The 26076-nt window shown below is 44.2% G+C and carries 27 protein-coding genes; 8 read left to right on the plus strand and 19 right to left on the minus strand.

Annotation, left to right across the window (positions count from 1 at the left end; translation table 11 throughout):
- Window positions 1-5 precede the first annotated feature (5 nt).
- From ACX6CI_RS09360 to ACX6CI_RS09440, 17 genes are all read right to left on the minus strand, one after another.
- Entirely contained in the window at window positions 6-713 is a 708-nt protein-coding gene (locus ACX6CI_RS09360; protein ID WP_458777894.1) for a cytochrome c biogenesis CcdA family protein, read from the minus strand.
- A gap of 2 nt (window positions 714-715) precedes the next feature.
- Entirely contained in the window at window positions 716-1114 is a 399-nt protein-coding gene (locus ACX6CI_RS09365) for a thioredoxin family protein (protein ID WP_458777895.1), read from the minus strand.
- 10 nt (window positions 1115-1124) lie between these two features.
- Window positions 1125-1355, minus strand: coding sequence for a thioredoxin family protein (locus tag ACX6CI_RS09370; RefSeq protein WP_458777896.1), 231 nt, complete (start codon window positions 1353-1355; stop codon window positions 1125-1127).
- A gap of 79 nt (window positions 1356-1434) precedes the next feature.
- A complete protein-coding gene (locus ACX6CI_RS09375; protein WP_458777897.1) occupies window positions 1435-2538 on the minus strand; it encodes a permease in 1104 nt (367 codons plus the stop codon).
- 68 nt (window positions 2539-2606) lie between these two features.
- A complete protein-coding gene (locus ACX6CI_RS09380; protein WP_458777898.1) occupies window positions 2607-3359 on the minus strand; it encodes a sulfite exporter TauE/SafE family protein in 753 nt (250 codons plus the stop codon).
- 12 nt (window positions 3360-3371) lie between these two features.
- Window positions 3372-3752, minus strand: a complete 381-nt coding sequence (locus ACX6CI_RS09385) for a rhodanese-like domain-containing protein (RefSeq protein ID WP_458777899.1) — start codon at window positions 3750-3752, stop codon at window positions 3372-3374.
- A gap of 16 nt (window positions 3753-3768) precedes the next feature.
- Entirely contained in the window at window positions 3769-4212 is a 444-nt protein-coding gene (locus tag ACX6CI_RS09390; RefSeq protein WP_458777900.1) for an arsenate reductase ArsC, read from the minus strand.
- Between the two features lie 41 nt (window positions 4213-4253).
- A complete protein-coding gene (locus tag ACX6CI_RS09395) occupies window positions 4254-4670 on the minus strand; it encodes a putative zinc-binding protein (protein WP_458777901.1) in 417 nt (138 codons plus the stop codon).
- Window positions 4671-4705: 35 nt separating this feature from the next.
- A complete protein-coding gene (gene arsB, locus ACX6CI_RS09400; protein ID WP_458777902.1) occupies window positions 4706-5803 on the minus strand; it encodes an ACR3 family arsenite efflux transporter in 1098 nt (365 codons plus the stop codon).
- 11 nt (window positions 5804-5814) lie between these two features.
- Window positions 5815-6177 (minus strand): ArsR/SmtB family transcription factor, encoded by a 363-nt coding sequence (locus ACX6CI_RS09405; RefSeq protein ID WP_458777903.1) that lies wholly within the window; start codon window positions 6175-6177, stop codon window positions 5815-5817.
- Window positions 6178-6650: 473 nt separating this feature from the next.
- A complete protein-coding gene (locus tag ACX6CI_RS09410; RefSeq protein ID WP_458777904.1) occupies window positions 6651-7301 on the minus strand; it encodes a hypothetical protein in 651 nt (216 codons plus the stop codon).
- Window positions 7302-7423: 122 nt separating this feature from the next.
- Window positions 7424-7801, minus strand: coding sequence for a response regulator (locus ACX6CI_RS09415; protein ID WP_458777905.1), 378 nt, complete (start codon window positions 7799-7801; stop codon window positions 7424-7426).
- Between the two features lie 4 nt (window positions 7802-7805).
- Window positions 7806-9518, minus strand: coding sequence for a sensor histidine kinase (locus tag ACX6CI_RS09420; RefSeq protein ID WP_458777906.1), 1713 nt, complete (start codon window positions 9516-9518; stop codon window positions 7806-7808).
- Window positions 9505-9870: a NifB/NifX family molybdenum-iron cluster-binding protein gene (locus ACX6CI_RS09425; protein WP_458777907.1), complete on the minus strand. Its 366-nt coding sequence runs from the start codon at window positions 9868-9870 to the stop codon at window positions 9505-9507. Before ACX6CI_RS09425 ends, ACX6CI_RS09420 begins: the two co-directional genes overlap by 14 nt.
- A gap of 130 nt (window positions 9871-10000) precedes the next feature.
- The gene (locus tag ACX6CI_RS09430) at window positions 10001-11407 is read right to left on the minus strand and encodes a sigma-54 interaction domain-containing protein (RefSeq protein ID WP_458777908.1); all 1407 of its coding nucleotides are present in this window, start codon (window positions 11405-11407) and stop codon (window positions 10001-10003) included.
- A gap of 99 nt (window positions 11408-11506) precedes the next feature.
- A complete protein-coding gene (locus tag ACX6CI_RS09435) occupies window positions 11507-11947 on the minus strand; it encodes a response regulator (RefSeq protein WP_458777909.1) in 441 nt (146 codons plus the stop codon).
- Window positions 11948-11963: 16 nt separating this feature from the next.
- On the minus strand, window positions 11964-13199 hold the full coding sequence (locus ACX6CI_RS09440) for a cytidylate kinase-like family protein (RefSeq protein WP_458777910.1): 1236 nt from the start codon (window positions 13197-13199) through the stop codon (window positions 11964-11966).
- A gap of 557 nt (window positions 13200-13756) precedes the next feature.
- Here ACX6CI_RS09440 and ACX6CI_RS09445 point away from each other — a divergent pair.
- The 3 genes from ACX6CI_RS09445 (at window position 13757) to nhaD (ending at window position 17326) form a co-directional block, all read left to right on the plus strand.
- The gene (locus ACX6CI_RS09445; protein ID WP_458777911.1) at window positions 13757-14281 is read left to right on the plus strand and encodes a CBS domain-containing protein; all 525 of its coding nucleotides are present in this window, start codon (window positions 13757-13759) and stop codon (window positions 14279-14281) included.
- A gap of 44 nt (window positions 14282-14325) precedes the next feature.
- Entirely contained in the window at window positions 14326-15819 is a 1494-nt protein-coding gene (locus ACX6CI_RS09450; protein WP_458777912.1) for an SLC13 family permease, read from the plus strand.
- 70 nt (window positions 15820-15889) lie between these two features.
- Window positions 15890-17326: a sodium:proton antiporter NhaD gene (gene nhaD / locus ACX6CI_RS09455; RefSeq protein ID WP_458777913.1), complete on the plus strand. Its 1437-nt coding sequence runs from the start codon at window positions 15890-15892 to the stop codon at window positions 17324-17326.
- A 195-nt stretch (window positions 17327-17521) separates the two neighbouring features.
- Here the strand turns inward: nhaD and ACX6CI_RS09460 are convergent, their stop codons facing one another.
- Window positions 17522-18457, minus strand: coding sequence for a LysR family transcriptional regulator (locus ACX6CI_RS09460; RefSeq protein ID WP_458777914.1), 936 nt, complete (start codon window positions 18455-18457; stop codon window positions 17522-17524).
- A 172-nt stretch (window positions 18458-18629) separates the two neighbouring features.
- Between ACX6CI_RS09460 and ACX6CI_RS09465 the strand changes: the two genes are divergently transcribed.
- Window positions 18630-18806, plus strand: coding sequence for a hypothetical protein (locus tag ACX6CI_RS09465; RefSeq protein ID WP_458777915.1), 177 nt, complete (start codon window positions 18630-18632; stop codon window positions 18804-18806).
- Window positions 18807-18943: 137 nt separating this feature from the next.
- Here the strand turns inward: ACX6CI_RS09465 and ACX6CI_RS09470 are convergent, their stop codons facing one another.
- Window positions 18944-20257, minus strand: a complete 1314-nt coding sequence (locus tag ACX6CI_RS09470; protein ID WP_458777916.1) for an MgtC/SapB family protein — start codon at window positions 20255-20257, stop codon at window positions 18944-18946.
- A gap of 397 nt (window positions 20258-20654) precedes the next feature.
- Between ACX6CI_RS09470 and hutH the strand changes: the two genes are divergently transcribed.
- The 4 genes from hutH (at window position 20655) to ACX6CI_RS09490 (ending at window position 26069) form a co-directional block, all read left to right on the plus strand.
- Window positions 20655-22202 (plus strand): histidine ammonia-lyase, encoded by a 1548-nt coding sequence (gene hutH / locus ACX6CI_RS09475; RefSeq protein WP_458777917.1) that lies wholly within the window; start codon window positions 20655-20657, stop codon window positions 22200-22202.
- A 16-nt stretch (window positions 22203-22218) separates the two neighbouring features.
- The gene (gene hutC / locus ACX6CI_RS09480) at window positions 22219-22962 is read left to right on the plus strand and encodes a histidine utilization repressor (RefSeq protein ID WP_458777918.1); all 744 of its coding nucleotides are present in this window, start codon (window positions 22219-22221) and stop codon (window positions 22960-22962) included.
- A gap of 506 nt (window positions 22963-23468) precedes the next feature.
- Complete coding sequence (hisD, locus tag ACX6CI_RS09485) at window positions 23469-24788, plus strand: histidinol dehydrogenase (RefSeq protein ID WP_458777919.1); 1320 nt, start codon at window positions 23469-23471, stop codon at window positions 24786-24788.
- Between the two features lie 78 nt (window positions 24789-24866).
- A complete protein-coding gene (locus tag ACX6CI_RS09490; protein WP_458777920.1) occupies window positions 24867-26069 on the plus strand; it encodes a DegT/DnrJ/EryC1/StrS family aminotransferase in 1203 nt (400 codons plus the stop codon).
- Window positions 26070-26076 lie beyond the last annotated feature (7 nt).

The following is a 26076-nucleotide window of genomic DNA, read 5'->3' on the forward strand; positions in this document are numbered from 1 at the left end:
TCCAATCATATCAGATGCGCCAATGGTTGGCCGATGAAATACAGACCAAGCGCTCCAATGCAGATACCTGCTAGCTTACGAAAAAAAGTACTTCCGCGCTGCCAGGCACTATTTTCCAAAAATCGTTTCACCAGTGCTGTGGAACTACCGGCAATAGCTATGGGGATACAGTGCCCAAGTCCAAACAGGATAATAAAAACGACACCTGTAAGAATTTTCTGTTGAATGGTAATGATAGCAAGAATAGGCGCTATAAAGCCAAAGGTGCAGGAACCGGAAAGAATACCGTAGGCTAACCCAAGAATGAAAGCGCCAGCCATCCCTCTCACCTTGATTGTAGCAAGTAAGCCATTTGACATAGAACAGTGGGCAAGGCCTAAGATGTCAAGGGACACCCAGATTAATATGCCCCCTACAATTATACTCATATAGGGCCCAACGTCCCCAAGCATACGACCAAGAAGCGCACAGACAAAACCAATGGTTGCGATGGTTATAAAGAGACCAATGGTGAAGAGTACGGCGTAGAGGGCGGCTTTACGACCCTCAATTATCTGATTTTGCCCAGCCACATAACTCACAATAAGCGGTATTGAGGCAAGGTGACAGGGGCTGAAAAGGACACTCACCACCCCCCATAAAAAACAGCCAAGGCCCCCTAAAAGGAGGCCCTGATTCATCCATGAATTGATAGTCAGAAAAATTTGATCCATGGCTATTTAACCCCGAGTTGAGTCAGCTCGGCGATTATTGCATCTTTATCGAAAAAGCCCTCATGACGCAGTACTTCTTTCCCATGGGCATCGTAAAAAATCTGAGTCGGGATAAGACCAATACCAAATTTTCGTCCAGCCTCAGGATTCTCCCAAACATCTATAAAAATTATAGCAGCCCGACCCGTATACTCATTTTCCAGGTCTTCCATGATTGGTGCCATCATCTTGCATGGGATACACTTTTTTGCGCCAAGATCCACCATGGTTACCATTCCCGGAACAGGTACCTGGGGAAGCTCTTCTGCAACCAAAAAAGTGGATGTTACTCCAACAAGCAGACCAAGAGCAATGAATACGATGAGGCTCTTACATAACCTCTTATAGTGATTGTTTACCACATTCAGCTCCTTAACTTATCCACTCTTCAACTTCACTTTGTTTTGGAGCACGCCCAACACATTTAACCTCACCGTCAACAACCACAGCGGGGGTTGAAAAAACACCAAGTTGAGCTATTTCCTGAAAGTCAGAAACCTTTATAACACTGGCCTCAATTCCCTTAGCAGCAACTGCAGCTTCAACAGTTTTTTGCGCCTTTTCGCAGGATGCACATCCTGGCCCACATACTTTGATTTCCATAATTTCCTCTTTTGTTGATTTATTATAATTTTTAATAATATAAGGTGGTGACGTAACAATTGATGCCATAGGACCAGCATCAGATGACCAAGTTAAATAAAAATCCGGTGAATAATATTCCACAGCCTACAACTGTAATAAAAACTGCTATTAATTTAGGTTTGAGTACCTTGCGGAGAATTACCATTTCAGGAAGGGACAAGGCGATAACACTCATCATAAAAGCGAGTACGGTGCCAAGTGCGGCACCTTTTCCAAGGAGCGCCTCAACGACTGGTACTATACCTGCGGCATTTGAGTACATGGGAATACCAACCAAGACCGCACCAGGAACCGACCACCATGCATCCTTGCCCATAATTGAGGCCATAAAGGTCTCAGGTACATAACCATGAATAAGTGCTCCTACACCAATTCCCGCAACAACATAGATCCATACCTTACCGACGATATCACGGACAGCTTCTTTACCACGGTCAACCCGATCGGCCCAGGACAGCTTTTCCTCAATAACAACAGCTTCACCCGCCCGCATCGCCTGTACCCAGTCTTCAATCCAGTTTTCGAGTTTGAAGCGCCCAATAACCCATCCTGAGACAATAGCGATCATAAGACCTGTAACAAGGTACAGTGCAGCGACCTTCCAGCCAAGCAATCCATACAAAAGAACAACGGCAATTTCATTGACCATGGGGGCTGCAATGAGAAAGGAGAAAGTCACCCCCAGCGGCACTCCAGCCTGAACAAAACCAAGAAAGAGGGGAACAGCTGAACAGGAGCAAAACGGCGTGACAATACCCAACAGAGCAGCCATAACGTTACCTGCTGACTCTCGTTTTCCGGCCAAATATTTGCGGGTTCGCTCCTGGGTAAAAAAAGAGCGAATCATACCGATTACAAAAACGATAAGAGTCAGTAGCATCATCACCTTAGGAGTGTCATAGACAAAAAACTGGACGGCCTCACCAAGGTGACTTCCCTTTTCAAGCCCCAGGGCCGAATAGGCGAAAAAATATGAAAAAGGCTCAAGTTGCTTATAAACAACATACCAAAGAGCAAAACCGAGAAGTCCTAAAAGTATGGCTTTAATCTTGCTGATGTTTGAATTGCCCGGGCCCTGTTCAACCTCTTCATTATCGATATCTCCACTCGTATCGTTGGCTCCGGTTTGAATTACTTTCATGAATGTATTCCTCTTATTTTCTTGCACACATTACCAGGAAACTGTTCCAGATAAAAACAGTCCCTTCTTTACGTAAACATTTTCTGTATCATTCGAGCTGCCAGCAGTAAAAGCATGACACCAAGAAACTTTCGTACTGCGGCCGGACGCATATTCTTTTGCATGACGACGGTTCCGAAATACCCTCCTATCCAAGCTGAAACTCCTACAAAGCCAAGGATTTCCCAGCTAACTGAGCCCATACTGGCATAGGCGAGAAAGGCAGTAAACGAGGAAAATGGAACTGCAAATGCCGTCACTGTAGCAACCTTTTTAGGGTTAAATCCCTGAAGGATCATGAGTGGTGAAATCAATCCACCACCGCCAACGCCTAATAACCCCGAGAGAAACCCCGAACAGACTCCGGTGAAGAACGGTCCTGTGACTGGCCTGTCCTCCCGGTATTGATCCTTGAATTTTGAACCGTTAAAAAATAGGATCATAAGCCCTGAAAAACTCAAGAATGTAACAAAGGCATACATTACATATGTAACAGGAATATGTAGACCAACCCAGGCGCCAAATGGAGCGAGCAGGATGGAAGCAATAATGATTGGCAGACCCAAGCGAATATCCAACCGTTTTTGTCTGATATTCGACCACGTTGCCCCCATCATGCTCACGCCGTTCACAAATAGTCCAATGGATCTCGCCTCCGCAAAAGGTAAACCGATCCAGGTAATCGCAGGAATCAACACAAGAGCTGACCCAACCCCACCGAGGGCAAAGATAAAACTCAATACAAAGGACATTGCGCTAATGGCAAGGATTGAAGAATCCATGATACGTCCCAATTACGCAGGTATTTTAGTCAGTGGTCCAGGCTTAAAAGCGCCAATCATCTCTTCCATAGTAGCGGTTAAACCTTTTACCCTGGTAAAGCCATTGGCACGGAGATATGTATATGCAACCGCACCACGGAAGATGGATGAGCAGAAGGCGATAATACATTTGTCTTTGGGCAGTTCAGCAAGCCTTGCAGGGAGTTCATTGAGTGGGATATGAACTGCAAAAGGAAATTCGAGATAGCCTTTTTCTTTGTCAGTACGTACATCGAGGAAGAGGAACTGCTCGTTTCCAATGACCTTACGCATTCCCTCTACACTCATGGCGTGTTCCCCAGTTCCAAGAAAATCAAAGTCCATTTCTGATAGTGTTTCATCTAGTTCTTTCATGATTGTTCCTTTACTATTATTTGTTTTCCAGAAAGCCCGGGAGAGAAAGTATACACACCTTAATTTCGTCTCGAACTCTCCTATAATGAACTAGTTTTTCTTCATCGGAGCCTGCGTGTTCAGCAAGCTTTGGCGGATCATCAAAACCGACATGAATCCTTTTTCCCGGGAAAAACGGACATGTATCATCGGCATGGCCACAAAGGGTTATAACCCAATCAAATTTTTCAATGGGTAATTCATTAATCAGGTTCGATTCCTGCTTTGAAATATCGACACCTGCTTCTGCCATTGCTTTAATCGCAAACGGATTAAGCCCATGCTTTGTAATACCTGCGGAATAGGCATCTATCTGCTCGTGTTTCAAGGCCTTTGCCCAACCTTCAGCCATCTGGCTCCTGCAGGAATTTCCTGTACAGAGAAACAGAATTGTTGTTTTCTTATATGTACAAGTTGTCATGTTTATTCATGGGCCTTTGGAGTGAGTAGCCTGAATTAAAACTATGTGGAGCAGCAGCATCCTGGAAAGAGAGGTGGCTTTTGTGAAACCCTATAGCTTGCAGCGTAAATGGAATTTTTTGCAAGTTCTATATCCTCCGGATCCAGCTCTGCCTGCTGGCGATCATCAATTCCCATTTCTGTTAGATTAAGGGTGAACTCTGTTATGCATTTCTGCTCTTTCAACGTCTCTAACATACACTGCTTATGACACCCATCGACAGTTATACAGCGGTCAGAACTGTTTATCGCCTTGCGGACAGTTTCCAAGTCCTTGATTTCGTTTTCTAAGAGCACTCTCACCTTGTGATTGACAGTCAGCTCTTCTGCTGCCTCCACGACTAATCTGGCTAAGTAGGAATCCCCAAAACATGGGATGATGAGGATGTCGTATACTTTTTTAGGATCGATCGTTTCCATATTTATCTCTTCCTCTACCCATTGACCCTTTTGAATCAGTCAACACCCTGCTGTTTCAGATGTACGTGGCATACGCCGGATAGCGTCTTTTTTTCATGGGGAAAATATTTCTTTTTTAGCCTGAGGGCAACGCCAACCAGAGCAATCAAGACAGGAACTTCAACCAGAGGGCCAATAACAGCTGCAAATGCGACACCGGAGTTGATGCCAAAAACAGCAATAGCAACAGCAATTGCCAGTTCAAAATTATTTGATGCGGCTGTAAAGCTGAGTGTCACAGTTTGCTCATATGTCGCCCCAACCTTCATCGAGAAAAAGAAGGAGACAAGAAACATAAGAAGAAAATAGATGGTAAGCGGTACAGCAATACGTATTACATCAAACGGTAACTGGACGATGTACTCACCTTTTAAAGCAAACATCACAAGAATGGTAAAGAGCAGAAAGATCAGCGTGAGTGGAGAGATCTTCGGGATAAAGACAGTCTCATACCACTGCTTACCTTTCATTTTTATACCAATAAATCGAGTCACCATACCGCCTAGAAAAGGGACCCCGAGATAAATAAAGACAGACTTTGCAATTTCCGCAATGGAGATATCTACAACTGCCCCTTCCAGCCCAAACCATGCAGGTACAATGGTGATAAAAATCCACGCATAGAGTGAAAAGAAGAAGACCTGAAAGATAGAGTTGAAGGCAACAAGTCCTGCACAATACTCAGTATCTCCATCTGCCAGATCATTCCAGACGATGACCATAGCAATACATCTGGCGAGACCAATGAGAATCAGTCCGACCATATACTCATGGTGTCCAGAGAGAAAGGTTATGGCTAACATGAACATCAGTACTGGGCCGATAATCCAATTCTGGACCAATGAGAGCAGCAGAACGTTTGTATTCCTGAAGACCTGACCCAATTCCTCGTATTTTACCTTTGCAAGGGGTGGGTACATCATCATAATCAAGCCGATGGCTATGGGGACATTGGTTGTACCCACTTGAAAGCTATTGATGACCTCATTGACCTGAGGGTACACATAGCCTGTACATACCCCGACAAACATAGCCAGAAAAATCCATAGTGTAAGATAACGGTCAAGAAATGAAAGCTGTTTATTTGCAGGCATGTTCATCACTCCTATTTATTGCAAGCACTTTGGCAGGGTAAATTATTTTTAGTTAAGAGAAATTGTTTACATCTTTTTTCGTCCTCAACGGCTTTTGCCAAGTCCGAGCAGTGTTCCTTGATTCCTTGCAGTATTGCAGATCCGAGAGCCTGGTCTTCAACGATATCGTAATACATCCAGGTCCCATGCCGTTTGCCATCTACCAGTCCTGCGCTACGCAAAAGTGCCAGGTGACGCGATGCCGTTGATTGTGGAATCTCTAAGGACTCCATCAAATCACATACACATAGCTCACCGTGATTCAGTAGGAGAAGAAGCATCCTCAGCCTGGTACTGTCGGAAAGTGCTTTGAATAATTGTAGTTCGGCTTGCATATTCACATCCATTATAAAAAGTGGTGCCCTATTGCTATCATCACACACACCCTTATATCCGCATATACGGATGTATCGCAAGTAATATTTTTTTGGTATTTGGTTTGTTCAATATCTAAGAACCCATTACTTAATTGGCAAACCCAGACGGACTACTTGCAATTACGACCTAGTATTAGTAGCTTAAAGTGAAAAAGTAGAAATATTGTAAGAAGTATTACATGTGGTTTGTGAGTGTTATCTATTTCGTCAAGAGACTGAGGCTCAAAGAACAACCCATAGATGTAGGGTTTATATATTGTGAGCCAGAACAGATTAAATGCCCCACTCTGCCTTACAGGATACCTGTAATCGACACAGGCGCTCCAAAATGGTGGCAGTTTTGGTGGTATTATATCATCTTTTCTGCCACTATTTAGAATACAAAAACTTGTAATTTCGAGATATTGAAGATCTGAACGTACTGGCAGTAGTTACGTTTCTTTAATAGTGGGGAGGGTTATTTGGACTGTGTCCTGAATTTTCTTGCATTCGCCTTCTAGCATCTTTGCTAGAACCAACTCTTTTTCCGCTGGTATGTAATTGGCTAACGTGACAGCTGATGGTTCTTTGTACGTCGCATTCACATGAACCTCCCCTCCACTCTCTGCTGCTTCAATACAAAGAGTGGTTCCTCCAGTAGCACAATCGTAGAGATTGTCCAGAACAACAAATATGAGCGCTTGAAGCGGGAGTATACAGGTCTTTATGGTAATATCTGGGCATTGAATGCACACCTTAACCGATTTTGATGCCGCCTTACGTGCGCTGAGCGCAACCATTAGCTCTAGTGTTTCCCGTAAATTCGCCTGACTGACGGGCACATCTCCACTGTGAGCAAAACGGTTAAGATTAAGCATGATGCTATTTGACCTTGTGACCTGCCTGGCAATAGTTGCAGTTGCACCATCAACATGACGAGATGGGACAGCGCCATCCTCGCCGGCCATCATAGCAAGATCATTAAGTAATCCGGCGTTTTCATTTATAATAGAGAGTGTGTTTTTGATTTCATGGGACACTGCGGCTGAAATTTTGCTGAACACTTCAACGCATAGAGCATCCACATCACATTTGTTTTTCATATAACACTACCACTAAAAATTATTTAAACTGCGACTAGTATGCAAAGAGTTCATGGCCGAACAACTGCTCCTACCCTACCACAACGCTGTACCGGTCATAGCTGTAATACCTGCAATACCTATTAAGCTGTTGCTTCAGCGATTTTTTCAAGGAGCAGGCTAAGCTCAACCGGTTTCATGATATAGTCAAAAGCACCAAGTGCCATACCCTGATTTCCAGCGCTGAATGATCCGTGGCCAGTCAGTATTATTACTTTTAAATCCTCATTATTTTCACGTAGTTTAGCCAGAACCTCCAAACCATCGAGGTCTGGCATCTTTAAATCCAGCAACAGGAGATCTGGAACCTGTCTGGATATAGCCTCAAGGGTTTGCTCACCTGAGCTTGCGATATCGGTATCATAGCCCCTCAGTTCCAGTCTTGTAGCAAGTGTCGAGGCAAACTCAACCTCATCATCGGCGATAAGTATTCTAGAAGTGCTGTTGTTTTCTTGGCTCATTGTTTTAGTTCTTTTGTGGAATGGTTATAGTAAAAATGGTTCCATGACCAAGGCGAGATTGCACGGTAATATCTCCACCTAATTTTTTGATAAGTCCATAGGTTATAGATAGCCCAAGCCCCGTTCCTTTACCGGTTTCCTTCGTGGTGTAAAAAGGCTCAAATATTTTTGGCAGCACCTCATCAGCTATTCCAGGACCGTCATCCTCTATGGTAACCTGTAAACCAGAATCTGCTTTCAGAGAGCGTATCTGGATACGCCCGCTGTCACCAATGGCATCTATCGCGTTGTTGATGATATTAAGAAAAACTTGTTGTAACTGAAGGCGATCACTTGTGGTCAATGGTAAATCATCATATAGATCCAGCTCAAGCTTTATCCTGTTATACAGCATAGCATTATCTAGAAACTGTATAACTTCACGAATAATTTCATTAATATCGAGCTGCTCTAAGTAGACATCCGTGCGCCTGGCAAAGCCCAGCAGCCTGTGGGTAATTGCTTTACAACGATCTACACTCTTATTTACCACCTTCAGGCTGGACTGTATTGTTCCTTTATGGTCAAAATCGACCTCTGACATCGCCAGAATATCCTCAACAAGGCCCACTTTTTGATCGATTATTGCCAGTGGATTATTAATCTCATGACCGACTCCCGCTGCCAGTCGCCCAATAGAGGCAAGTTTGTTCGTGTGTTCTGCTTCTTTCAGCATGGCCATCTGGGTTTCATCTGATTTCCGGATAAAGGTTGTCAGTACCCTAACAAGGGTAAAGGTAACAAAGAGACTGATCACCAAAGAAGCTAGAATTATCTGAACAAGCCGCTGCTGGAATCTTTTCCAGTCATCCTGATGGATATACTGCCTTTCTACTAGCACCAGGTTCCAGGGACTACCTTCTATGGGGCCAACAGCTTTAAAGATATTTTCACCACTATCAGAGATGCTATGCTGAATTCCTGGTTTGATTGAGTATTTAAATTGTGAATGAATTTCCCCAAAATAGAGTGAAGAAGTCTGTAGTATACCCTGATTATCAACCAAAAAAAGATCATCTGTGGCATTTGTTTTTATGGTGCGGGTAAACTGCTGCAGAGCGGCTGCATCAATTGTAGCCCTGAGGATCCATCTGGAACTGGTCCTCGGGTCATCGTTACCAACTGCAATGGCAAAATGAGGAACACCACGGTGGCCCGAATACACGTCGCTCACATACACCCCAGTATCAAAAATAGCCTTAAACCATTCTTCTCCTGAGTAGTCAGTCCCAAGGAGATCATAACTGCCGAAATAGGCCTGCTGTATACCGCGCTGATCAATGACTCCAAGGTCGGCAAGCAAAGGATAATGGGACTTGACTCTGGTAAAAAGCTGTTCCAGCTGATCCCCTGCTATCAGCTCGAGAAAACGATCCCGCTTGGCGGCAAGTTCAATGACCGTTTTAAGACTTTCAATCATATACTCTATCGATTTAATTGAACCGTCAAGTTGCCATTCAAGTTGCTCCTCTTCGGATGTCTGAAGCAGCTGCTGATAGTTGTAATAGCCAAGGCCACCTGCCAGAAGAAGAGGCAACATGGCCATGCCGAACATAGTTGTGAAGAGAATGGTTCGGAGTCGTTTGTAACTTCTCTTTTTCAGCCCAAGATCAAAAAAACTCTTAAATACATTTGGACTCAGCCTGGTAAATACAGTTTCACGCTTATTTGGTTTCATAAGAGGATATTTTTTCCTTGTCTGGGTAAAGCACCGCTCCTTGCTGCAAGGTACCATCCAGGGTTTTATCAAGGACGGTTTGCCAATCTCCGATAACACCATCGAGTACATTTACTTTTTTCCAAACAAGAAAGTTGTAATGTAACTCTTCAATACCATTGCAAACCATAGCAGTAATATGCTCTTCAACTACCATATGGCACAACTCTTCATCCGATGGGCGTTCCATGATAATGGTTTTGGGTTCCCCAAGCAGTGAACCATCTTCATACCTGGCAATGAGAACCTCAGTTGCCAGATCAAACCTGGGTGCGACAAAATCGCCTTGAATGGGAATCATTAATTTTTGCACACAGAACCTCAGCTCATATTACATAATGGCAAATGTATTTAATAGGCATGTATCGCTTAAAACAGAGGTTTTCATTACTCTCTGATAGCAAAACATGAATTGTTGTGACACCTGGCATGCCTTGTTCTATTTATGACAGCAAGCCATATTTCTTCATCTTACGCCACAGCTTCATCCGAGTCCATTGGAGATGGGATGCAACTTTCTTTCGACTACCAGCATACTCTTTGAGGGTATCAATGATCATCCGGCGTTCAATATCATTCCAACTCTCCTGTTTTGGCTCAGACAAAACAATTGCAGGGTTGGCCTGCGCCGCTGTATCCTGCAGAGATTGAATGTGAGAATTCTCATCATCACTGATGTGAGGTTCAGCAGGGACATCAGGGATTGGTTCAAAGATATACCCCGGTAGATGTTCGATCCCAATCTTCTTCTCTTTGCACATGTTTACGGCATACTCAACAATATTACTCATCTCCCTGACATTTCCTGGGTAGATGTAACTGAGTAGCGAATCCATGGCTTCAGCGGTAAAGCCGACTATATTACTCCTTAGGGCAGCCGTAAATTTGTCGAGAAAATGGTCTACAAGGTAACGAATATCGACATCTCTCTCGCGGAGAGGCGGCAGGTGTACGTAGAGAACATTCAATCGATAAAAGAGATCTTCTCTAAATTTTTTCTTTTTCACCTGCTCCTTAAGTGAGCGATGCGTTGCAGCTATAATTCGAACATCGACACTGATACTTTGCTCTCCGCCAATGGGAAAAAATTGTCTGTCGTCCAGAACAGATAGTAGTTTTACCTGTAACGGCAGAGGCATATCACCAATCTCTGTCAAGAAAAGTGTGCCCCGGTCAGCCAGTTTAAACATCCCGGCCTTATTGCGTGTTGCTCCGGTAAAAGCCCCTTTTGTGTGACCAAACAGCTCAGACTCCAGAAGATCTACAGGAAGGGCCCCGCAGTTGATTTTAATAAAGGGAAATCTGGCCCTAGGTGAGTGATTATGAATTATTTCAGCAATCTTATCTTTACCTGTTCCAGTTTCACCCGTAATCAGAGCAGATGCATCGGTTTGTGCGATGAGTGGTATTTTGTCGAATACCTCCTGCATCTTAGGACTGTAGCCGATGATCTCGTTTGAAGAAAAACTCTTGTTGCTCGGATCTTTTTTAACCTCATCAACCTGGATCACTTCTGTAACAACAAACAAGCCTCTCCTGTTATTTTCACCATTTGCAAGAGGTGAAATATAACAATGTACCGGGATCTTACGTCGATAGCAGTTAAGAATATCCCCTTCTAAAGTTACAGGTTCCCCTGTTTCCAGCACTGCTTTGAAATGGCGATCTCTGTTATTGCCAACATTGCTGCGTAACACCAGCTCACCATGAATGCCCTGCACCTCATCTATAACATGGCCGCTCATTGCCTCCATGAGTCGGTTCATATCAATAATCCTGAGCTTATCGTCGAGCACCATCGCCGGAGACGGTACTCCTTCAAGCAGGGATTTTATGTCTGGAGTAAACATTGCACCTCTTGCATTGCTGGCGGTTCACCAAAAAGGTCAGTTTTACTTGTCGACAGGCAGTTTATCGAGCAAACTCCCATAAGTAATAGATTGATTACTTTACCAGCCCTTACTTTTAAGAATTTTTTCAATCTCCTCTTGGGACTTATTTTGCAAAACAACAACTCGCCTGTTATGGGCATTTTCAATCTTGTTAAGCAAATCAGCTATATCAACCGGCTTTTCCAGCAGGTCCTCTGCCCCTATTTTCATAGCCTTGACACTGTTTTGAACAGAGGCGTGGCCAGTAAGCATTATTATTTCTGCATCGGGGTGCTTTGCTTTAATTTGCTGCAGTGTCTCCAGGCCGTCCATACCGGGCATGGCAAGATCCAATATTATAGCGTCAAAGGAATACTCATCAACCATATTGACTGCATCCTCGCCACGGTTGACGGTCTTGACCGTAAGGTTACGAGCCTCAAGTCGCTTGGAGAGAGCATCGGTAAACTCCTTTTCATCATCCACCAGAAGTACTCTTGCGTGAAATTTTTTATCCACTTCCATCCTCCATTTATCACCCATTTTCTGGGGTACCATTTTTACTGGCAGCTGCAGCGGCTTTTTCACTGGCAGCCTTTATTGTGTCAGACAACTCTTCGATATCTACAGGTTTATTCATATAAGCAAATGCACCCAACTCCATACACTGCTGCATGTCATCCATGGTACCATGACCTGTGAGAATTATTACTTCTACCTCAGACGCAAGTTCTTTTGTTCGGCGCAGTACTTCTACACCATGAAGACCGGGCATTTTAAGATCAAGCACCATGACATCTGGCTGATCTTCGCTGACAACTTCAAGTGCTGTTTCTCCATCATACACACCATAGGTTCCAACATCACGGCTGATCAATCGTTCTGAAACTGTCTTTACGAACTCTTTTTCATCGTCAACAAAAAGCACCTTGGAAGGCAACTCGAACTTCTGTCGCCTGTAAATAGAGTTTTTCGTACTGGGGCTTTGCTTGACGGTAACCGTACCCACACCTTCCACTTGCCTAGCCTGCAGAACCAGCTCTTCCTCTAGTTTTTTAAAATTAAAGACATCCTCCTGCACGGTCAGAGTAACATCTCCTCCTTCAATAATTATATCAACTTTATGGCCTTTTTCGAGGAGATTATGTTCAATCTTTGCGCCCACCATTATATCCTTGACAGCCTGCTGTGACTCATTAGTGCGCAACACTGAAGTAGTGTGAAAACATTTCAGAGTCGCTTCTACCAATTCTTCATCAGTTTTTTGATCTACAGGAATAACCAAATCATATAAAGAACTGTCATAAGCCTCCTTGCCAAAGAGAAAATCGGTCCAGCTGTAGGCTAGTTTATCAAAATCTTTTCTCGATTTTTGCGCCTGTTTCTCGCTCATTCCACTGGCAACAGCATATGCGATGCGATCTGCCTGGGAAGCAACAACCAAAACCTTAAGAACGTGCTTGATACTTGATGGGATAAGTGAGGTTAAAAACCCTTCAAACAAAAACTGATCTGTACTGTCCAGTTTTTGTTGCAATGTTTGCCTCAGCAGATTGATTGACTTCTCTCTTTCGAGGGTAAACTTGTTGAACACTGAAGTCTTGCCAAACATTGCCTTTCTTAATTTATCTACACTGACACCCGATGCAGCAGCAGTATCTGCCACCAGGTTCTCATCAGTATATATTTTTAGAGTAAGCCTGCTCGCTAGTGCATGAGCAATGTTTTCAGCTGGAGTGTGACGACATGGAAATATTGCGATTGATGACATGACCTACCTCTTAGATATTATTTGAGGATCTTAATGAGTAACGGGTTGATACGACTTCCTTTGCGAGTTAATTTGCATCAACCGTGCCACATCTTCACTTCGTCTGATTATTTAATAATATCTGCATCTTGACTCGGCATCCTACAGTTTACCCAATCTCTATATACATGGCCTCGCCCCAAAAGTAACACAATGCAACATTAAGTAACATTACAGCCAGGCACACAAGGTGTTACATTTTTCAACCAACATATATATCTCGTATAATTAAATATATAACAAGATACCAACAGTAGTCAAGTTACGCCCACACCGCATTACCCCACCTCGAAAAGTATCGTTATGTAACACTTAGTAACATCACAGCAAGTTTAAAAGTAGGTTTTCACAGAATACGCAGACTCCACGACAGCTCTACATGCCTAATATAAAAACATAAATACAGTTAAGGTCCGGGGTGGAATGCGTTTTGCTAATATGCAGATTGATACTTTGTAGAGAACGCTAAGCTTAAAGCTGAGCAGATTATAAAGAGTAATACAACCTATGGAGAAGTCATGCATAGTGAAAACTTCGATGTCCAGAAAATCATGATACCAGTAGACGAGTATCCCAGCATTAGAGAGGACGAACCTATCAGCAACGCTGTGGCACTTATACTTGCTCATAGCTCCTCAGACAGCCAGCACCTGCACTACAAAGAACTACTGGTAATTGACAGCAATGACAGGTTGGTCGGTATGCTCGACGCAACAAGTATTCTGAAAAGCTTCTTTCCCTCTATTCTTGGAAATCCCACTACCCAGGTTTACGTGGGAAAAAAACAATCACATACCGACCTGTCGGTACTTCTCGAAGATCATTTTCGTGTGGAGTGCAAAAGGCAAACAGCAATAGCGGTCAGAGAATATATGCACAAACCACACCGATCCATAGATGCCTCTATGCATATACTCCATGCTCTTGAAATAATAGTAAAGGACCAGGAAAGAACATTACCGGTAACTAAAAACGGAATTTTACTCGGGGCGGTCAGAGTGACAGACATCTTCAGAGCACTTGGTAGCTACTGCACAATATGATTTTGCATATAATAACATTACGATAGCTTAAAAAGGGTATGAGTATGAGTGAGATAACTGTATCAGAAGCAGGTGAAACAAGTGGTCCAATTGACTACAAACGATTCTTTTTCATGTTCTTGGGGATTCTGTTTTTTTCAATAGTGTACTGGTCACCTCCGTGGCCGGACGCCATTGACCCCTTGGGTGCAAATTTTGAATTAAGCAGAGAAGCCAAAGGAGCACTCGCAATATTTGCTCTTGCCGCTACCTGGTGGGTATTTGAGGTGGTGCCCATTGGTGTAACGAGTATCTTAATCGGCACCCTGCAGGCTCTGTTTTTAATTCGCTCTCCCAGTGTTGCATTTAAAGACTTTATGGACCCCTCGGTGCTGTTCATTTTTGGCTCCATAGTCATCGGGATGGTCTTCACCAAAACCGGCCTCACCAAGAGACTTGCCTATAAGATGCTGTCCATAGTAGGTGAGCGCACAAGCATGATTTATCTCGGTTGCTTTGTAATGACTGCAGCTCTTGCTCATCTTATGGCTCATACGGCAGTTGCAGCAACAATGTTTCCGCTTTTGATGGCAATACACGCCCTGTATTCAGACAGCGATGAACCGACACGTTTTGGCAAGGGTCTTTTTATCGGCATGGCGTATGTCGCCGGAGCTGGAAGCATTGTCACCCTGCTGGGTGCAGCGAGAGGAGCCGTCGCATTAGGGTTCTACAAGGACATCATGAACGTCGATGTCAGCTTCTTTGAATTGTCAATGTATATGTTCCCCATAGGGTGGATCATGGTCTTTCTGCTGTGGGGATTTTTCATGATCTTTTTCAAGCCGGAAAAAGCCGCTATCGCCGGCCTCAAGGAACGTTCGAAAATAATGTATGCAGAATTGGGTGCCTGGACTCGTAAGGAAATTCTTACCGTAACCATCGTGCTTGCGACAATCATACTTATCGCTCTCAAAAACTTCATCCCTGCGCTCTCCTCTCTTGACAAGACCGGGATCATGCTCTGCTCAACTGTTGCATTTTTCATGTTTAATATCCTTGACATAGATGACCTGGAAGAGATCCCTTGGAATATCATTCTGCTATTTGCCGGTGCTATGTCAATTGGTTTCTGTCTCTGGGAGACAGGTGCTGCCAAATGGCTGGCCGTAAACTGGCTAAAGCTGTTCGTTAATGCGCCAGCAATGCTCTTTATCTTAGGAATGGCCTTTTTTGTAATGATGATGACTAATTTTATCATGAACGTTGCAGCCATCGCTATATCCCTTCCAGTCGCGCTGGTTATAGCGCCTTACCTGGGTGTGGCTGGCGAAGTAATCCTTTTTTCTTCACTGGTTGTAGCGGGAATGCCTTTTCTCTTTCTGGTAGGTGCTGCACCTAACGCCATCGCCTACAACTCGAAACAATTTACCACCGGTGAGTTTGCAATGTACGGTATCCCTGCGTCAATCCTGCTGATGGTAGTGACCTGGCTTGCCGTGGCAGTTATCTGGCCCATGATGGGTATGGAAACGATTATTCCGGCTGTTAACGGATAAGTTCAACGTATCAGCTTAAACCAAGCCAGCTTCCGCTGGCTTATGTCAATGTAATGTAAAGGAGTACAACATGCAGAGAAAGTACCTTTTTAGCCTGTCAGCATTTTTTCTGACGACACTTACAACCTTGGGGCTAGCCTCAGCAGCCTCGGCTCCAGGTGGGTCAGAGGAGGTCCTGTCTCTTACCAACCACTGGGCTGGTTTTATCGCAATAGCCGTTTTTGTGATCGCCTATATTTTCGTCATGCTCGAAGAAGTTACCCATATGAGAAAATCAAAACCGGTCATGCTTGCAGCCGGTATCATTTGGGGGCTGATCGGCTTGATATACGCCATGAATGGTATTACCGGAGTAGCCGAGGTCGCCATCAGGCATAATATCCTTGAGTATGCGGAGCTGTTTCTCTTCTTGCTCGTTGCCATGACCTTTATCAACGCCATGGAAGAGCGTCTAGTGTTTGAGACGCTGCGTGTAAAGCTGGTAAATGCAGGTTTTGGCTTTCGCAAGCTCTTCTGGATTACCGGTGTACTTGCATTTTTCATTTCACCAATTGCCGACAATCTCACAACAGCTCTACTGATGTGTGCCGTTGTTATGGCAATCGGTAAAGACAATAATAAGTTCATCCTGCTCTCCTGTATCAATATCGTTGTTGCAGCCAATGCAGGAGGTGCTTTCAGCCCCTTTGGAGACATAACTACCCTGATGGTTTGGCAGAAAGGTATAGTTCAATTCCAGGAATTTCTGGTTCTGTTCATTCCATCCGTCGTGAACTGGCTTGTTCCGGCAGCGATAATGCACTTTGCAGTACCTAACCTTCAACCAGATGCGAACACCGAAGACATCAAGCTCAAACGAGGTGCATTTATCATCATCGGGCTCTTCCTTTGGACGATCGCCACAGCGGTTAGTTTTCATAATTTTCTACACTTGCCACCTATGGTTGGTATGATGGCCGGATTATCCCTGCTCAAGATGTACGGCTACTATCTCAACAAAACCCATAAGAAAAATGCTGCGACCTATGATCCTGAAAAAGCCCAACAGCGGATTGGACAGATCGTACCATTCGATGTTTTTTCTAAAGTAGCCCGTGCTGAATGGGACACCCTGCTTTTTTTCTACGGTATAATTCTCTGCGTTGGAGGCCTCGGCTTTATGGGGTATCTGGCACTTGTCTCACAATTCATGTACCTTGATCTCGGACCAACAACAGCAAATATCCTGGTAGGCATTCTTTCAGCCATCGTTGATAATATTCCTGTAATGTTTGCAGTGTTAACTATGATGCCGGATATGTCCCATGGACAGTGGCTACTCGTCACCCTGACAGCAGGAGTCGGTGGTTCTATGCTGTCAATCGGATCCGCTGCTGGTGTTGCATTGATGGGACAGGCTCGCGGGAAATACACCTTCTTTGGTCACCTCAAGTGGTCTCCGGTAATTGCCCTGGGGTATGTCGCGAGCATTTTTGCCCACTTCCTGGTGAATGGTAAACTGATGTAATTTTTTGAATTACTTGAGATCGGAACGTTAATTCCACATAGCCCAGATAAGGTTTACACTTTTTCTGGGCAAGTGGAACCTCATTCCCTATGAGGTTTCAATTCCACTTATTTCCATCTGTGATATATAGACACATCACCTCCTCACCCTTCTTCGAATTTTACTTGAGTCTAGAGTGGTACAATGCCTCAAACCTTACCTATCTATGGTTACAAGAGATTGAAATAAATCTTTATTCTTCTTAACCTCCTGAACAATATAATCAATGGTTGTCTTCACCCGGGCAAGTTGGCGAGTGTCCGGGTTAACCTGAAGCCAAAACTCTCTTTCAATTGAATTTTCAGGCAGGACCGGAATCAAACTGTGTATCTGATTGGCCATAAAATATGGTAATACGGCAATCCCACCGCCCTCCAACACCGCGTGCATCTGAGTCATTGATGTTGAACTGCGAAAGTGTGTTGTCAGACTGGTGCCAATTTCGCCTACAAATCTAAGATCCTGATCAAAAAGCAGATCATCAATATACCCAATATTTCTATGCTTACTTAGATCTTGAAGACTTGTAATGGGCTCTCTCCCCTCAAGATACTCAGCTGTTGCAAACAGACCAAACTTATATGCCGTAAGCTTTCTTCTCACGATATTCCCGGCGGTAGGTTTTTGAAGAGTGATAAGTATATCAACCTCTCGCTTGGACAAGCTGTAATACATCGGAACAGCAAGTAGTTCGATCTCAACCTCTGGATGTGTTTTTTGCAACTCTATGAGTTTTGCAGGCAGAAAATAATTACCTAAACCATCAGGAGCACAAATTCTGACAATGCCCGTGAGCTGCTTATTTCTTCCTGCAACTGATTCATGCAGTTGAATACATGTACTCTCCAACTGCTCAGCATACGGAAGAAGCTTTTCTCCGGCTGGGGTAAGGCGGCAACCCTTTTCCGTTCGTTGAAACAGCTGGGTTTGCAGTGAATGCTCCAGAGCCGAAATCTTTCTACTCACGGTTGGGTGGCTGGACTTTAGTTCTATTGCTGCCGCCACAAATGATTGATGTCTGCACAGTGCAAGAAAAATTCGCAGATCATCCCAATTGAGCTCCGGCTGATATTCTTGTTGTATTCCTGACATGTTACCTCATGCATTCCTGTACAATGATTATCTCCCTCTTCTAGGTGTACATTTATGTACACCAGGTAGGCACTTTCTTCTATTTACCGAAAACTAACATTCACTATAGTAGAAAGCAAGAAACAAAAAGTCCTTGGAACCAAGGATATAATCAATATATAAGAGGTGAATCATGGAAAACAAAGAACTTCGTAACGACTTAACACAACAAGAAGAACTGATTGCCAAGGGAAGAAAACTCCATACTGAAGCAGTTCAACAAGCTATCACCTTCCTCCCAAAAGAACTTGGAAAATCTATCTCCAAACTTTTTGGTGCTGGAAGCCTGGGAGCACATCCTGCCAAGTAAGTAAAAGTATCTGGTTTGGTGCAGCAAAACAGAAAGTGCAGTTAGCAAAAAACGGGAGTAGAGTAAATTCTACTCCCGTTTTTTTATACTGTATAACCAAAGCCCTATGGCAAACGACCCTCATCTCTACATACCACCTACATCAGGAGCAGCACACAAAGTCCAAGCCCCGTTGCTCCAAGAAGAATAGAGCCTACAATCGCCCCAAAACGCCACCCTCCTGAGTAAACTGCAATACAGCTTTTCACTACACTATTTGAAACCACCGCAATTGTTACCCCCATGGCACCTACCGTATGGGACAACTGACCTGCCTTAGTCTGCTCGGTAATCGACAGAGTAATTGCATCAACATCGGCAAGCCCGCTCACAAGTGAAGCAAGATATATTCCTTTATCCCCAAGGTACATATTCGCAAACTTAGCCACAAATAAGATCCCCACAAAAAACAGGGCAAACTTTATCGCAGGGCCAAGAGAAAAGGGATTTGAAAGCTGGATTGCCTCAGAAGCATCACCATCGTCTCCCTCCCTTCCCTTGACTGATTTAATCCAGAGTACAAAAACAGCGCCCCCTGCAGCAATTGTCATGGCACCTATTGACCAGAATAACGGGATAACAAGGGGCCAATCCAGTATTGCAACCACTACAAGCACCCTGCCAAACATTGTCGCATTGGCAATAATGGTAGCAAAGGCAAAGGCGTTAAAATGTGCAGGATACTGTTTTGCCTGGGTCGCCATTGCAGCAGTTACAGCGGTAGATGAGGTTAGCCCTCCAACAAGGCCTGTTAGACCGAGCCCTTTTTCTGTTCCCAGAAATTTAGTGAGAAAATATCCGATAAAGCTAATCCCTGAAATAAGGATGATCAGGAACATAATTTTATACGGATTAATCACACTCCACGGGTCAATCTCTCTATTGGGCAGAAGAGGCAGAATAATCAGAATGATTGCCAAAAATTTTAAGGTATCAACAAGCTCTACACGCTTAAGCTTGGTCACCGCGCTATTCATAAACCGCTTTAATGACAGAAGGGTTGTTACAATCAGAGCAATGGTCCCCGCAGCATATGGATCAATGTAGCAGAGCATGCCAAGACCACAGCAGACAACAGCTGCAATCTCAGTGGTTATTCCCGGATCTTCCTTGTATGAGACCATGTACATCGCAGCGATAAAAAAGATAAGCCCTGCCATAATAATAGGGGCCACAAAGGGATATTCACTACCGACAAGTGCCGTTAAAAATCCTCCTAAGGATAGTATTGAAAATGTCCTGACCCCTAAAAATGTATCGGAAAAGGTGTTAACCTCCTCCTCGCGTTCCTGAGCGCTCGACTCACCTTCACATTTTGATTTTGGTGGCTTTATAGAGCGCTCTAGCCCCACCAGCACCCCAATCCCCAAGGCATATAAGATGTTTAGAAATACGTCCACAGGCAGTTCCATTCTCTCCCCTACTATAATTATGAATTACCAATTGATTTTAGACTGTTACCTTATTTACTTACCAACTCCCTCTATTGTGATCAAAGTATTTTTTGCGCTACTATGTTCATACATAGTTTGTTTTTACGATGGTTGTACTCAATCTCGCCACACACTTGTATATACGTCATCACGCAATCCAGAAACGTTCACTCCTCTTTACATATAGTCAAACTTATCCTGCCCCCTGTTGCCAAGATGCTGGAGGGCCAATATTAGTATTGAAAAACTACAACCACATTTATAGTGCAAAACCGTTTCATCCCCTGTATCAATAGAAGAACAATTTGTATATACATCTGAATAATATTGAGGCCACATACCATCCATGTCACAATCAGTTCTAAGAGGCAAATTCATGGAAACCATACGCATAGTTCCTGGCAAACTCAGTCTTGGCCAGGCACGAAAAATCAACTCCTCCCCTATCCGCTTAGAGCTCGACCCCTCTTCTCGTGAAAAAATAGAGTCATCGGTTAAAACCGTTCAGGGAGTCATTGACCAGGGACGGGTTATTTATGGAATAAACACCGGCTTTGGTCTACTTGCGAATAAAGTTATCCCCAATAATGAGCTAACGGAACTACAACATTCTATCGTGCTTTCCCATGCTGCTGGAACTGGCAGGGCCATGGATGTATCCACCGTACGACTCATCATGGCACTAAAGGTGAACAGTCTGGCAAGGGGATACTCAGGTATTCGACAAGAGGTTATCGAGGCAATACTATCACTTGTGAACAGTGAAGTATATCCATGGATCCCACAAAAAGGATCAGTAGGAGCCTCAGGCGACCTTGCCCCTCTAGCCCATATGTCTACAGTACTCCTCGGAGAAGGTGAGGTCTTTTACAAGGGACATATTCTTTCAGGAAAAGAAGGTCTTGAGGTAGCAAAGCTTAGCCCAATAGCTCTCGGCCCAAAAGAAGGCTTGGCGCTTCTCAATGGAACCCAGGCGTCAACAGCATTTGCCCTTCAAGGTTTGTTTGCAGCAGAAGACCTTTTTGCAGCCGCCATGGTTAACGGTGCACTCAGCGTTGAAGCGGCCCTTGGTAGCAGGCGACCCTTTGAGCCTCTGATTCATGAGGTTCGCGGCCATCAAAGCCAAATCGATTGTGCCGAGGTATACAGGGACCTGCTTGATCATAGTGAAATCGAAGCCTCCCATAAATACTGTGAATCTGTTCAAGACCCATACTCGCTCAGATGCCAACCCCAGGTGATGGGGGCATGCCTCACCCAATTGCGTAATGCTGCAGATGTACTCCTCATCGAGGCCAACGGAGTCTCTGATAACCCACTGGTATTTTCAGACCAGGACGATATTATCTCCGGGGGAAACTTCCATGCAGAACCTGTAGCCATGGTCGCCGACAACCTGGCCTTAGCCTTTGCTGAGATCGGAGCCCTCTCAGAGCGTCGAATGGCACTACTTATTGACAGTCACCTCTCAAAACTACCACCATTTCTAGTGGAGAAGGGAGGACTCAATTCAGGGTTTATGATAGCCCAGGTAACCTCTGCTGCCCTTGCCAGTGAAAATAAGTCTCTTGCCCACCCTGCATCTGTAGACAGTCTACCAACCTCAGCCAATCAGGAAGATCATGTTTCCATGGCAACCTTTGCAGCACGAAGGCTTACTGATATGAAGGAAAATAGTGCGGGCATACTTGCCATCGAACTACTTGCGGCCTGTCAGGGACTTGATTTTAGGGCACCCCTTAAGACATCTACAAAGCTTGAAGAAGCAAAAGGAATGCTGAGAGAAATGGTTCCCTTTTATGATAAAGACAGGTACTTTGCCCCAGATATTCAAAAAGCTACCAAGCTTGTCTTGTCAGGAAAATTCAACAATCTTATGAGTAAGAATCTTTTGCCAAGCCTTATCCCGGATCCACAACAATGAGAGACAGAGCAATCGTATGATAGATAGCACAACACCTACGCCAATGTATCGGCAGATTATGGACTATATCCTTGGCAACATTAACTCAGGGGAGTGGCCTGTCCATGAACGAGTGCCATCGGAGGCCCAACTTGTCAAAACGTTCAACACCTCACGAATGACTGTAAACAGGGCTCTTCGCGAGCTGACCAAGGAAGGTCGCTTGATCCGCAGACAGGGAAATGGAACCTTTGTGGCCCCAGCCAAAGCGCAAACCGCCCTTCTTGAAATACACTCTATTGCAGATGAAATCACGCAGAGCGGCGGCATCTACTCTTGTACAGTGCACCTGTTATGCGAAGAAAAGGCGTCTCCAGAACTTGCAGTTCAAATGGAGCTACAACCGTATAGTCGAATTTATCATTCTATCATTGTACATAAAAACAAGGGCATTCCAATACTTCTAGCAGATAGGTTCATCAATCCTGCAATAGCTCCAGATTACCTCAAGCAGGATTTCAGCAAAACACTGCCCACTGAGTATCTTTTAAAGATCGCGCCAGTAGAGAAAATCAATCATGTGGTCGAGGCACTTATTCCACCAGCCTGGATTAGGGATCTTCTTGAGATCAACGAGTCAGAACCGTGCCTGACCCTCTATAGAACCACCTGGTCAAAGACAGTAGTTGCAACAAAAAGCAGCTTCTACTACCCCGGTTCCCGGTACAGCCTTGGCGGCACATTTTCCACTTCGAGTACAGGAGATATTCTTATTGTTTAAGAGATATTTACCTCTTAACTATTTGCACATATTCCATGGAGAACCTTTACCACTCAGGTGATATCCACTGCATCCTCACAGCTTACAGAACACTCCTGCACAACATTCTATTGTTTTTTTACCCTTATCGATCTTTGTTATTTGTTCATTCGGAGACCCCACCTACCTGCTTGATGGAATCATTACTGGCAACCAGATAAGATATTGAATTCATACACTTCTTCTCTTCATATTCTACAACATACCATTCTTAAACTTTCATTTATTAAGTATCACCATCCAACATAAAACCAAAAAACAGCATATTTTTCATAATATCATTTACGCATTGGCACACCTAACACCCCTCAACCTCACCTAATTGTTTATTTATTTTTTATGTGATATTTTTTTTATAATATATTTTATAAAATCTTTTATAATATAATTGACAAGGGCTTTTGTTTCTGTTTTCATTAGCCACAATTCAAATATTGATAACGATCCAATTAAGGGGAAATACTGTTATGGAATATATAAAAAAAGCAGAACTCAGTTTCGAAGAAGCGAGTAATCTAAAACGGGTTATAGTTGAAGGTCTTCTAGCCGAAATTAAAGAAGGCGGCGAGAAGGCTGTAAAAAAACTCGCTAAAAAATTTGATAGCTGGGAGGGAGATTTTATTCTTTCTGATGAGAAGAAACAACAGCTCATCAACCAGGTTCCTGACAGTGTTAAAAGGGATCTTGAATTTGCTCACGCACAGGTTCATGGCTTTGCAACAGCCCAACGTGAGTCTATTACAGATTTCGAGAAAACAACCATTGAAGGTGTTCGACTTGGCCAAAAGGTCATCCCTCTGGCGGTAGCTGGTTGCTATGTACCTGGTGGTAGATTTGCCCACGCCTGCTCCGCTATTATGAGCGTTGCAACTGCAAAGGCAGCAGGTGTAGAGACTGTTATTGCCTGTTCCCCTCCTCGTGGTGAAAGTATTGCCCCTGCAGTTGTTTATGCAATGCACATTGCTGGCGCTGATATCATTCTTGAGATGGGTGGTGTACAAGCCATTGCCACCATGGCATACGGCCTTTTCACTGGCAAGAAAGCAAACATCATTGTTGGTCCAGGTAACGCTTTTGTTGCCGAGGCAAAGGCAATTCTTGTAGGTTCCGGACAATGCGCCATCGACGTTTTCGCTGGCCCCACCGAATCTTCTGTTATTGCAGATAAAACAGCTGATCCAATGACTGTTGCAATCGACCTGGTTTCCCAGGCAGAACATGGACTCGATTCTCCAGTATGGCTCCATACTGATTCCAGAGAAGTCGCTGAAGCGGTTAATGAGATTATTCCAAAACTGATAGCTGAAATGCCAGACCCTGCAACTCCTGAAGCATCATGGCGTGATTATGGTGAAATAGTACTATGCGAAGACCGCGAAGAAGTCGCGAAAGTAAGCGATGAATACGCCTCAGAGCATGTACAGGTTCTTGCTGAAGATCTTGACTGGTGGACAAACCGCCTCACCAACTACGGCTCTCTCTTCTTAGGAGAAGGTTCCACTGTAGCCCAGGGAGATAAATGTTCAGGCACCAACCATATACTCCCAACCAAAGGTGCTGGACATATCTCCGGGGGACTCAACGTTCATAAGTTTCTTAAAATTACTACCTATCAGGAAATTGGCAAAGAAGCGAACCTCACCGTAGGTGCCGCAGCTTCAAGACTTTCTAGAGTAGAAGGCATGGAAGGACACGCCAGAGCTTGTGATTGGCGTCTTCGCAAATTTTTCCCTGAAACAGAATGGGATTTCGAGGTCTACCAGCACACCGACTACACCAAAGCGTAAGTGACCACCCGGGCATAGATTATAATCTAACCGTGATTTCTGGTCCCAGGTTAAGCCTGGGACTATCAGGAGAGAGATATGACACAGGAACTAAAGAAATTCACAAAAGATTTCACCCTCCAGGAGCCATTATCCGAAGATGCTATTGCAACTGCTGTAGAGATCATGCGAAGCGGCAAGCTACATAGATACAATGTTGCCCCAGGTGAAGATGGCGAAGCCGCTCTACTTGAGCAGGAATTTGCCTCTTATATGGGAGCAAAATATTGCCTGTCATGTGCGTCCTGCGGTCAGGCCATGTACCTTGCTCTAGTTAGTGCTGGAATTAAGCCCGGTGACAAAATTCTCTGTAATGCCTTTACTCTTGCCCCGGTTCCGGGAGCCATTCATCATACAGGTGCTGAAATTGTACTCGTTGAAATTACCGACGACTACACCGTTGACCTTGATGATCTTGAAATGAAGGCTAAGGAACACGATGTCCACTATTTCCTAGCCTCACATATGCGCGGCCACCTCACTGACATGGAGCGGCTAATGGAAATATGCGACAAATATGACATTGTTCTGATCGAAGACTGTGCCCATACTATGGGAGCGTCCTGGAATGGCAAAAAATCCGGAAGCTTTGGCAAGGTTGGTTGTTTCAGCACTCAAACCTATAAGCACATGAACTCCGGTGAAGGTGGGCTTCTCACCACTGATGATCCTGATCTCATTGCAAAAGCAATCATTCATTCCGGGTCATATATGCTCTATGAAAGGCATCTTTCACGACCTGACATGGACGTCTTTGAAAAAGTGAAAAAACAGACTGCAAATTATTCCTGTCGTATGGATAATTTGAGAGCAAGTATGCTCAGATACCAACTCCGAAACCTCGATAAGCAGTGCGATCGCTGGAATTCTCGCTATGTCCTTCTCGAAACAGCAATCAACAAGGTTCCTCAACTCGCCTGTCCTAAACGCCCGGATGCCGAAAAATACGTCGGCAGTTCTATCCAATTTTCAATTTCCGGGCAATCTAAAGAAAAAATCCACGAGTTTTTAAGTACAGCGCTTGAACGGGGTGTGGAAATTAAGTGGTTTGGCCATAGTGAACCTGTAGGATTCACCAGCGCTTATTCCAGCTGGGAATACCTTGGAGACCTGCCAACGCTTCACAACACAAACCGAATTCTTGCAAATATGTGCGACATGCGCATTCCACTCACATTTAGCCATGATGACTGCAAACTGATTACAGAAATCATAGCCGAAGTAGCGGAAACAGTTTTTTAAATGACCG

It is taken from the genome of Desulforhopalus glucosivorans, from assembly GCF_054397165.1.

Coding starts and splice junctions, on each gene's coding strand:
- ACX6CI_RS09360 (WP_458777894.1), bottom strand. CDS start 713: ATGGATCAAATTTTTCTGACTATCAATTCATGGATGAATCAGGGCCTC.
- ACX6CI_RS09370 (WP_458777896.1), bottom strand. CDS start 1,355: ATGGAAATCAAAGTATGTGGGCCAGGATGTGCATCCTGCGAAAAGGCG.
- ACX6CI_RS09375 (WP_458777897.1), bottom strand. CDS start 2,538: ATGAAAGTAATTCAAACCGGAGCCAACGATACGAGTGGAGATATCGAT.
- ACX6CI_RS09380 (WP_458777898.1), bottom strand. CDS start 3,359: ATGGATTCTTCAATCCTTGCCATTAGCGCAATGTCCTTTGTATTGAGT.
- ACX6CI_RS09385 (WP_458777899.1), bottom strand. CDS start 3,752: ATGAAAGAACTAGATGAAACACTATCAGAAATGGACTTTGATTTTCTT.
- ACX6CI_RS09390 (WP_458777900.1), bottom strand. CDS start 4,212: ATGACAACTTGTACATATAAGAAAACAACAATTCTGTTTCTCTGTACA.
- ACX6CI_RS09395 (WP_458777901.1), bottom strand. CDS start 4,670: ATGGAAACGATCGATCCTAAAAAAGTATACGACATCCTCATCATCCCA.
- arsB (WP_458777902.1), bottom strand. CDS start 5,803: ATGCCTGCAAATAAACAGCTTTCATTTCTTGACCGTTATCTTACACTA.
- ACX6CI_RS09405 (WP_458777903.1), bottom strand. CDS start 6,177: ATGCAAGCCGAACTACAATTATTCAAAGCACTTTCCGACAGTACCAGG.
- ACX6CI_RS09410 (WP_458777904.1), bottom strand. CDS start 7,301: ATGAAAAACAAATGTGATGTGGATGCTCTATGCGTTGAAGTGTTCAGC.
- ACX6CI_RS09415 (WP_458777905.1), bottom strand. CDS start 7,801: ATGAGCCAAGAAAACAACAGCACTTCTAGAATACTTATCGCCGATGAT.
- ACX6CI_RS09420 (WP_458777906.1), bottom strand. CDS start 9,518: ATGAAACCAAATAAGCGTGAAACTGTATTTACCAGGCTGAGTCCAAAT.
- ACX6CI_RS09430 (WP_458777908.1), bottom strand. CDS start 11,407: ATGTTTACTCCAGACATAAAATCCCTGCTTGAAGGAGTACCGTCTCCG.
- ACX6CI_RS09440 (WP_458777910.1), bottom strand. CDS start 13,199: ATGTCATCAATCGCAATATTTCCATGTCGTCACACTCCAGCTGAAAAC.
- ACX6CI_RS09445 (WP_458777911.1), top strand. CDS start 13,757: ATGCATAGTGAAAACTTCGATGTCCAGAAAATCATGATACCAGTAGAC.
- ACX6CI_RS09450 (WP_458777912.1), top strand. CDS start 14,326: ATGAGTGAGATAACTGTATCAGAAGCAGGTGAAACAAGTGGTCCAATT.
- nhaD (WP_458777913.1), top strand. CDS start 15,890: ATGCAGAGAAAGTACCTTTTTAGCCTGTCAGCATTTTTTCTGACGACA.
- ACX6CI_RS09460 (WP_458777914.1), bottom strand. CDS start 18,457: ATGTCAGGAATACAACAAGAATATCAGCCGGAGCTCAATTGGGATGAT.
- ACX6CI_RS09465 (WP_458777915.1), top strand. CDS start 18,630: ATGGAAAACAAAGAACTTCGTAACGACTTAACACAACAAGAAGAACTG.
- ACX6CI_RS09470 (WP_458777916.1), bottom strand. CDS start 20,257: ATGGAACTGCCTGTGGACGTATTTCTAAACATCTTATATGCCTTGGGG.
- hutH (WP_458777917.1), top strand. CDS start 20,655: ATGGAAACCATACGCATAGTTCCTGGCAAACTCAGTCTTGGCCAGGCA.
- hutC (WP_458777918.1), top strand. CDS start 22,219: ATGATAGATAGCACAACACCTACGCCAATGTATCGGCAGATTATGGAC.
- hisD (WP_458777919.1), top strand. CDS start 23,469: ATGGAATATATAAAAAAAGCAGAACTCAGTTTCGAAGAAGCGAGTAAT.
- ACX6CI_RS09490 (WP_458777920.1), top strand. CDS start 24,867: ATGACACAGGAACTAAAGAAATTCACAAAAGATTTCACCCTCCAGGAG.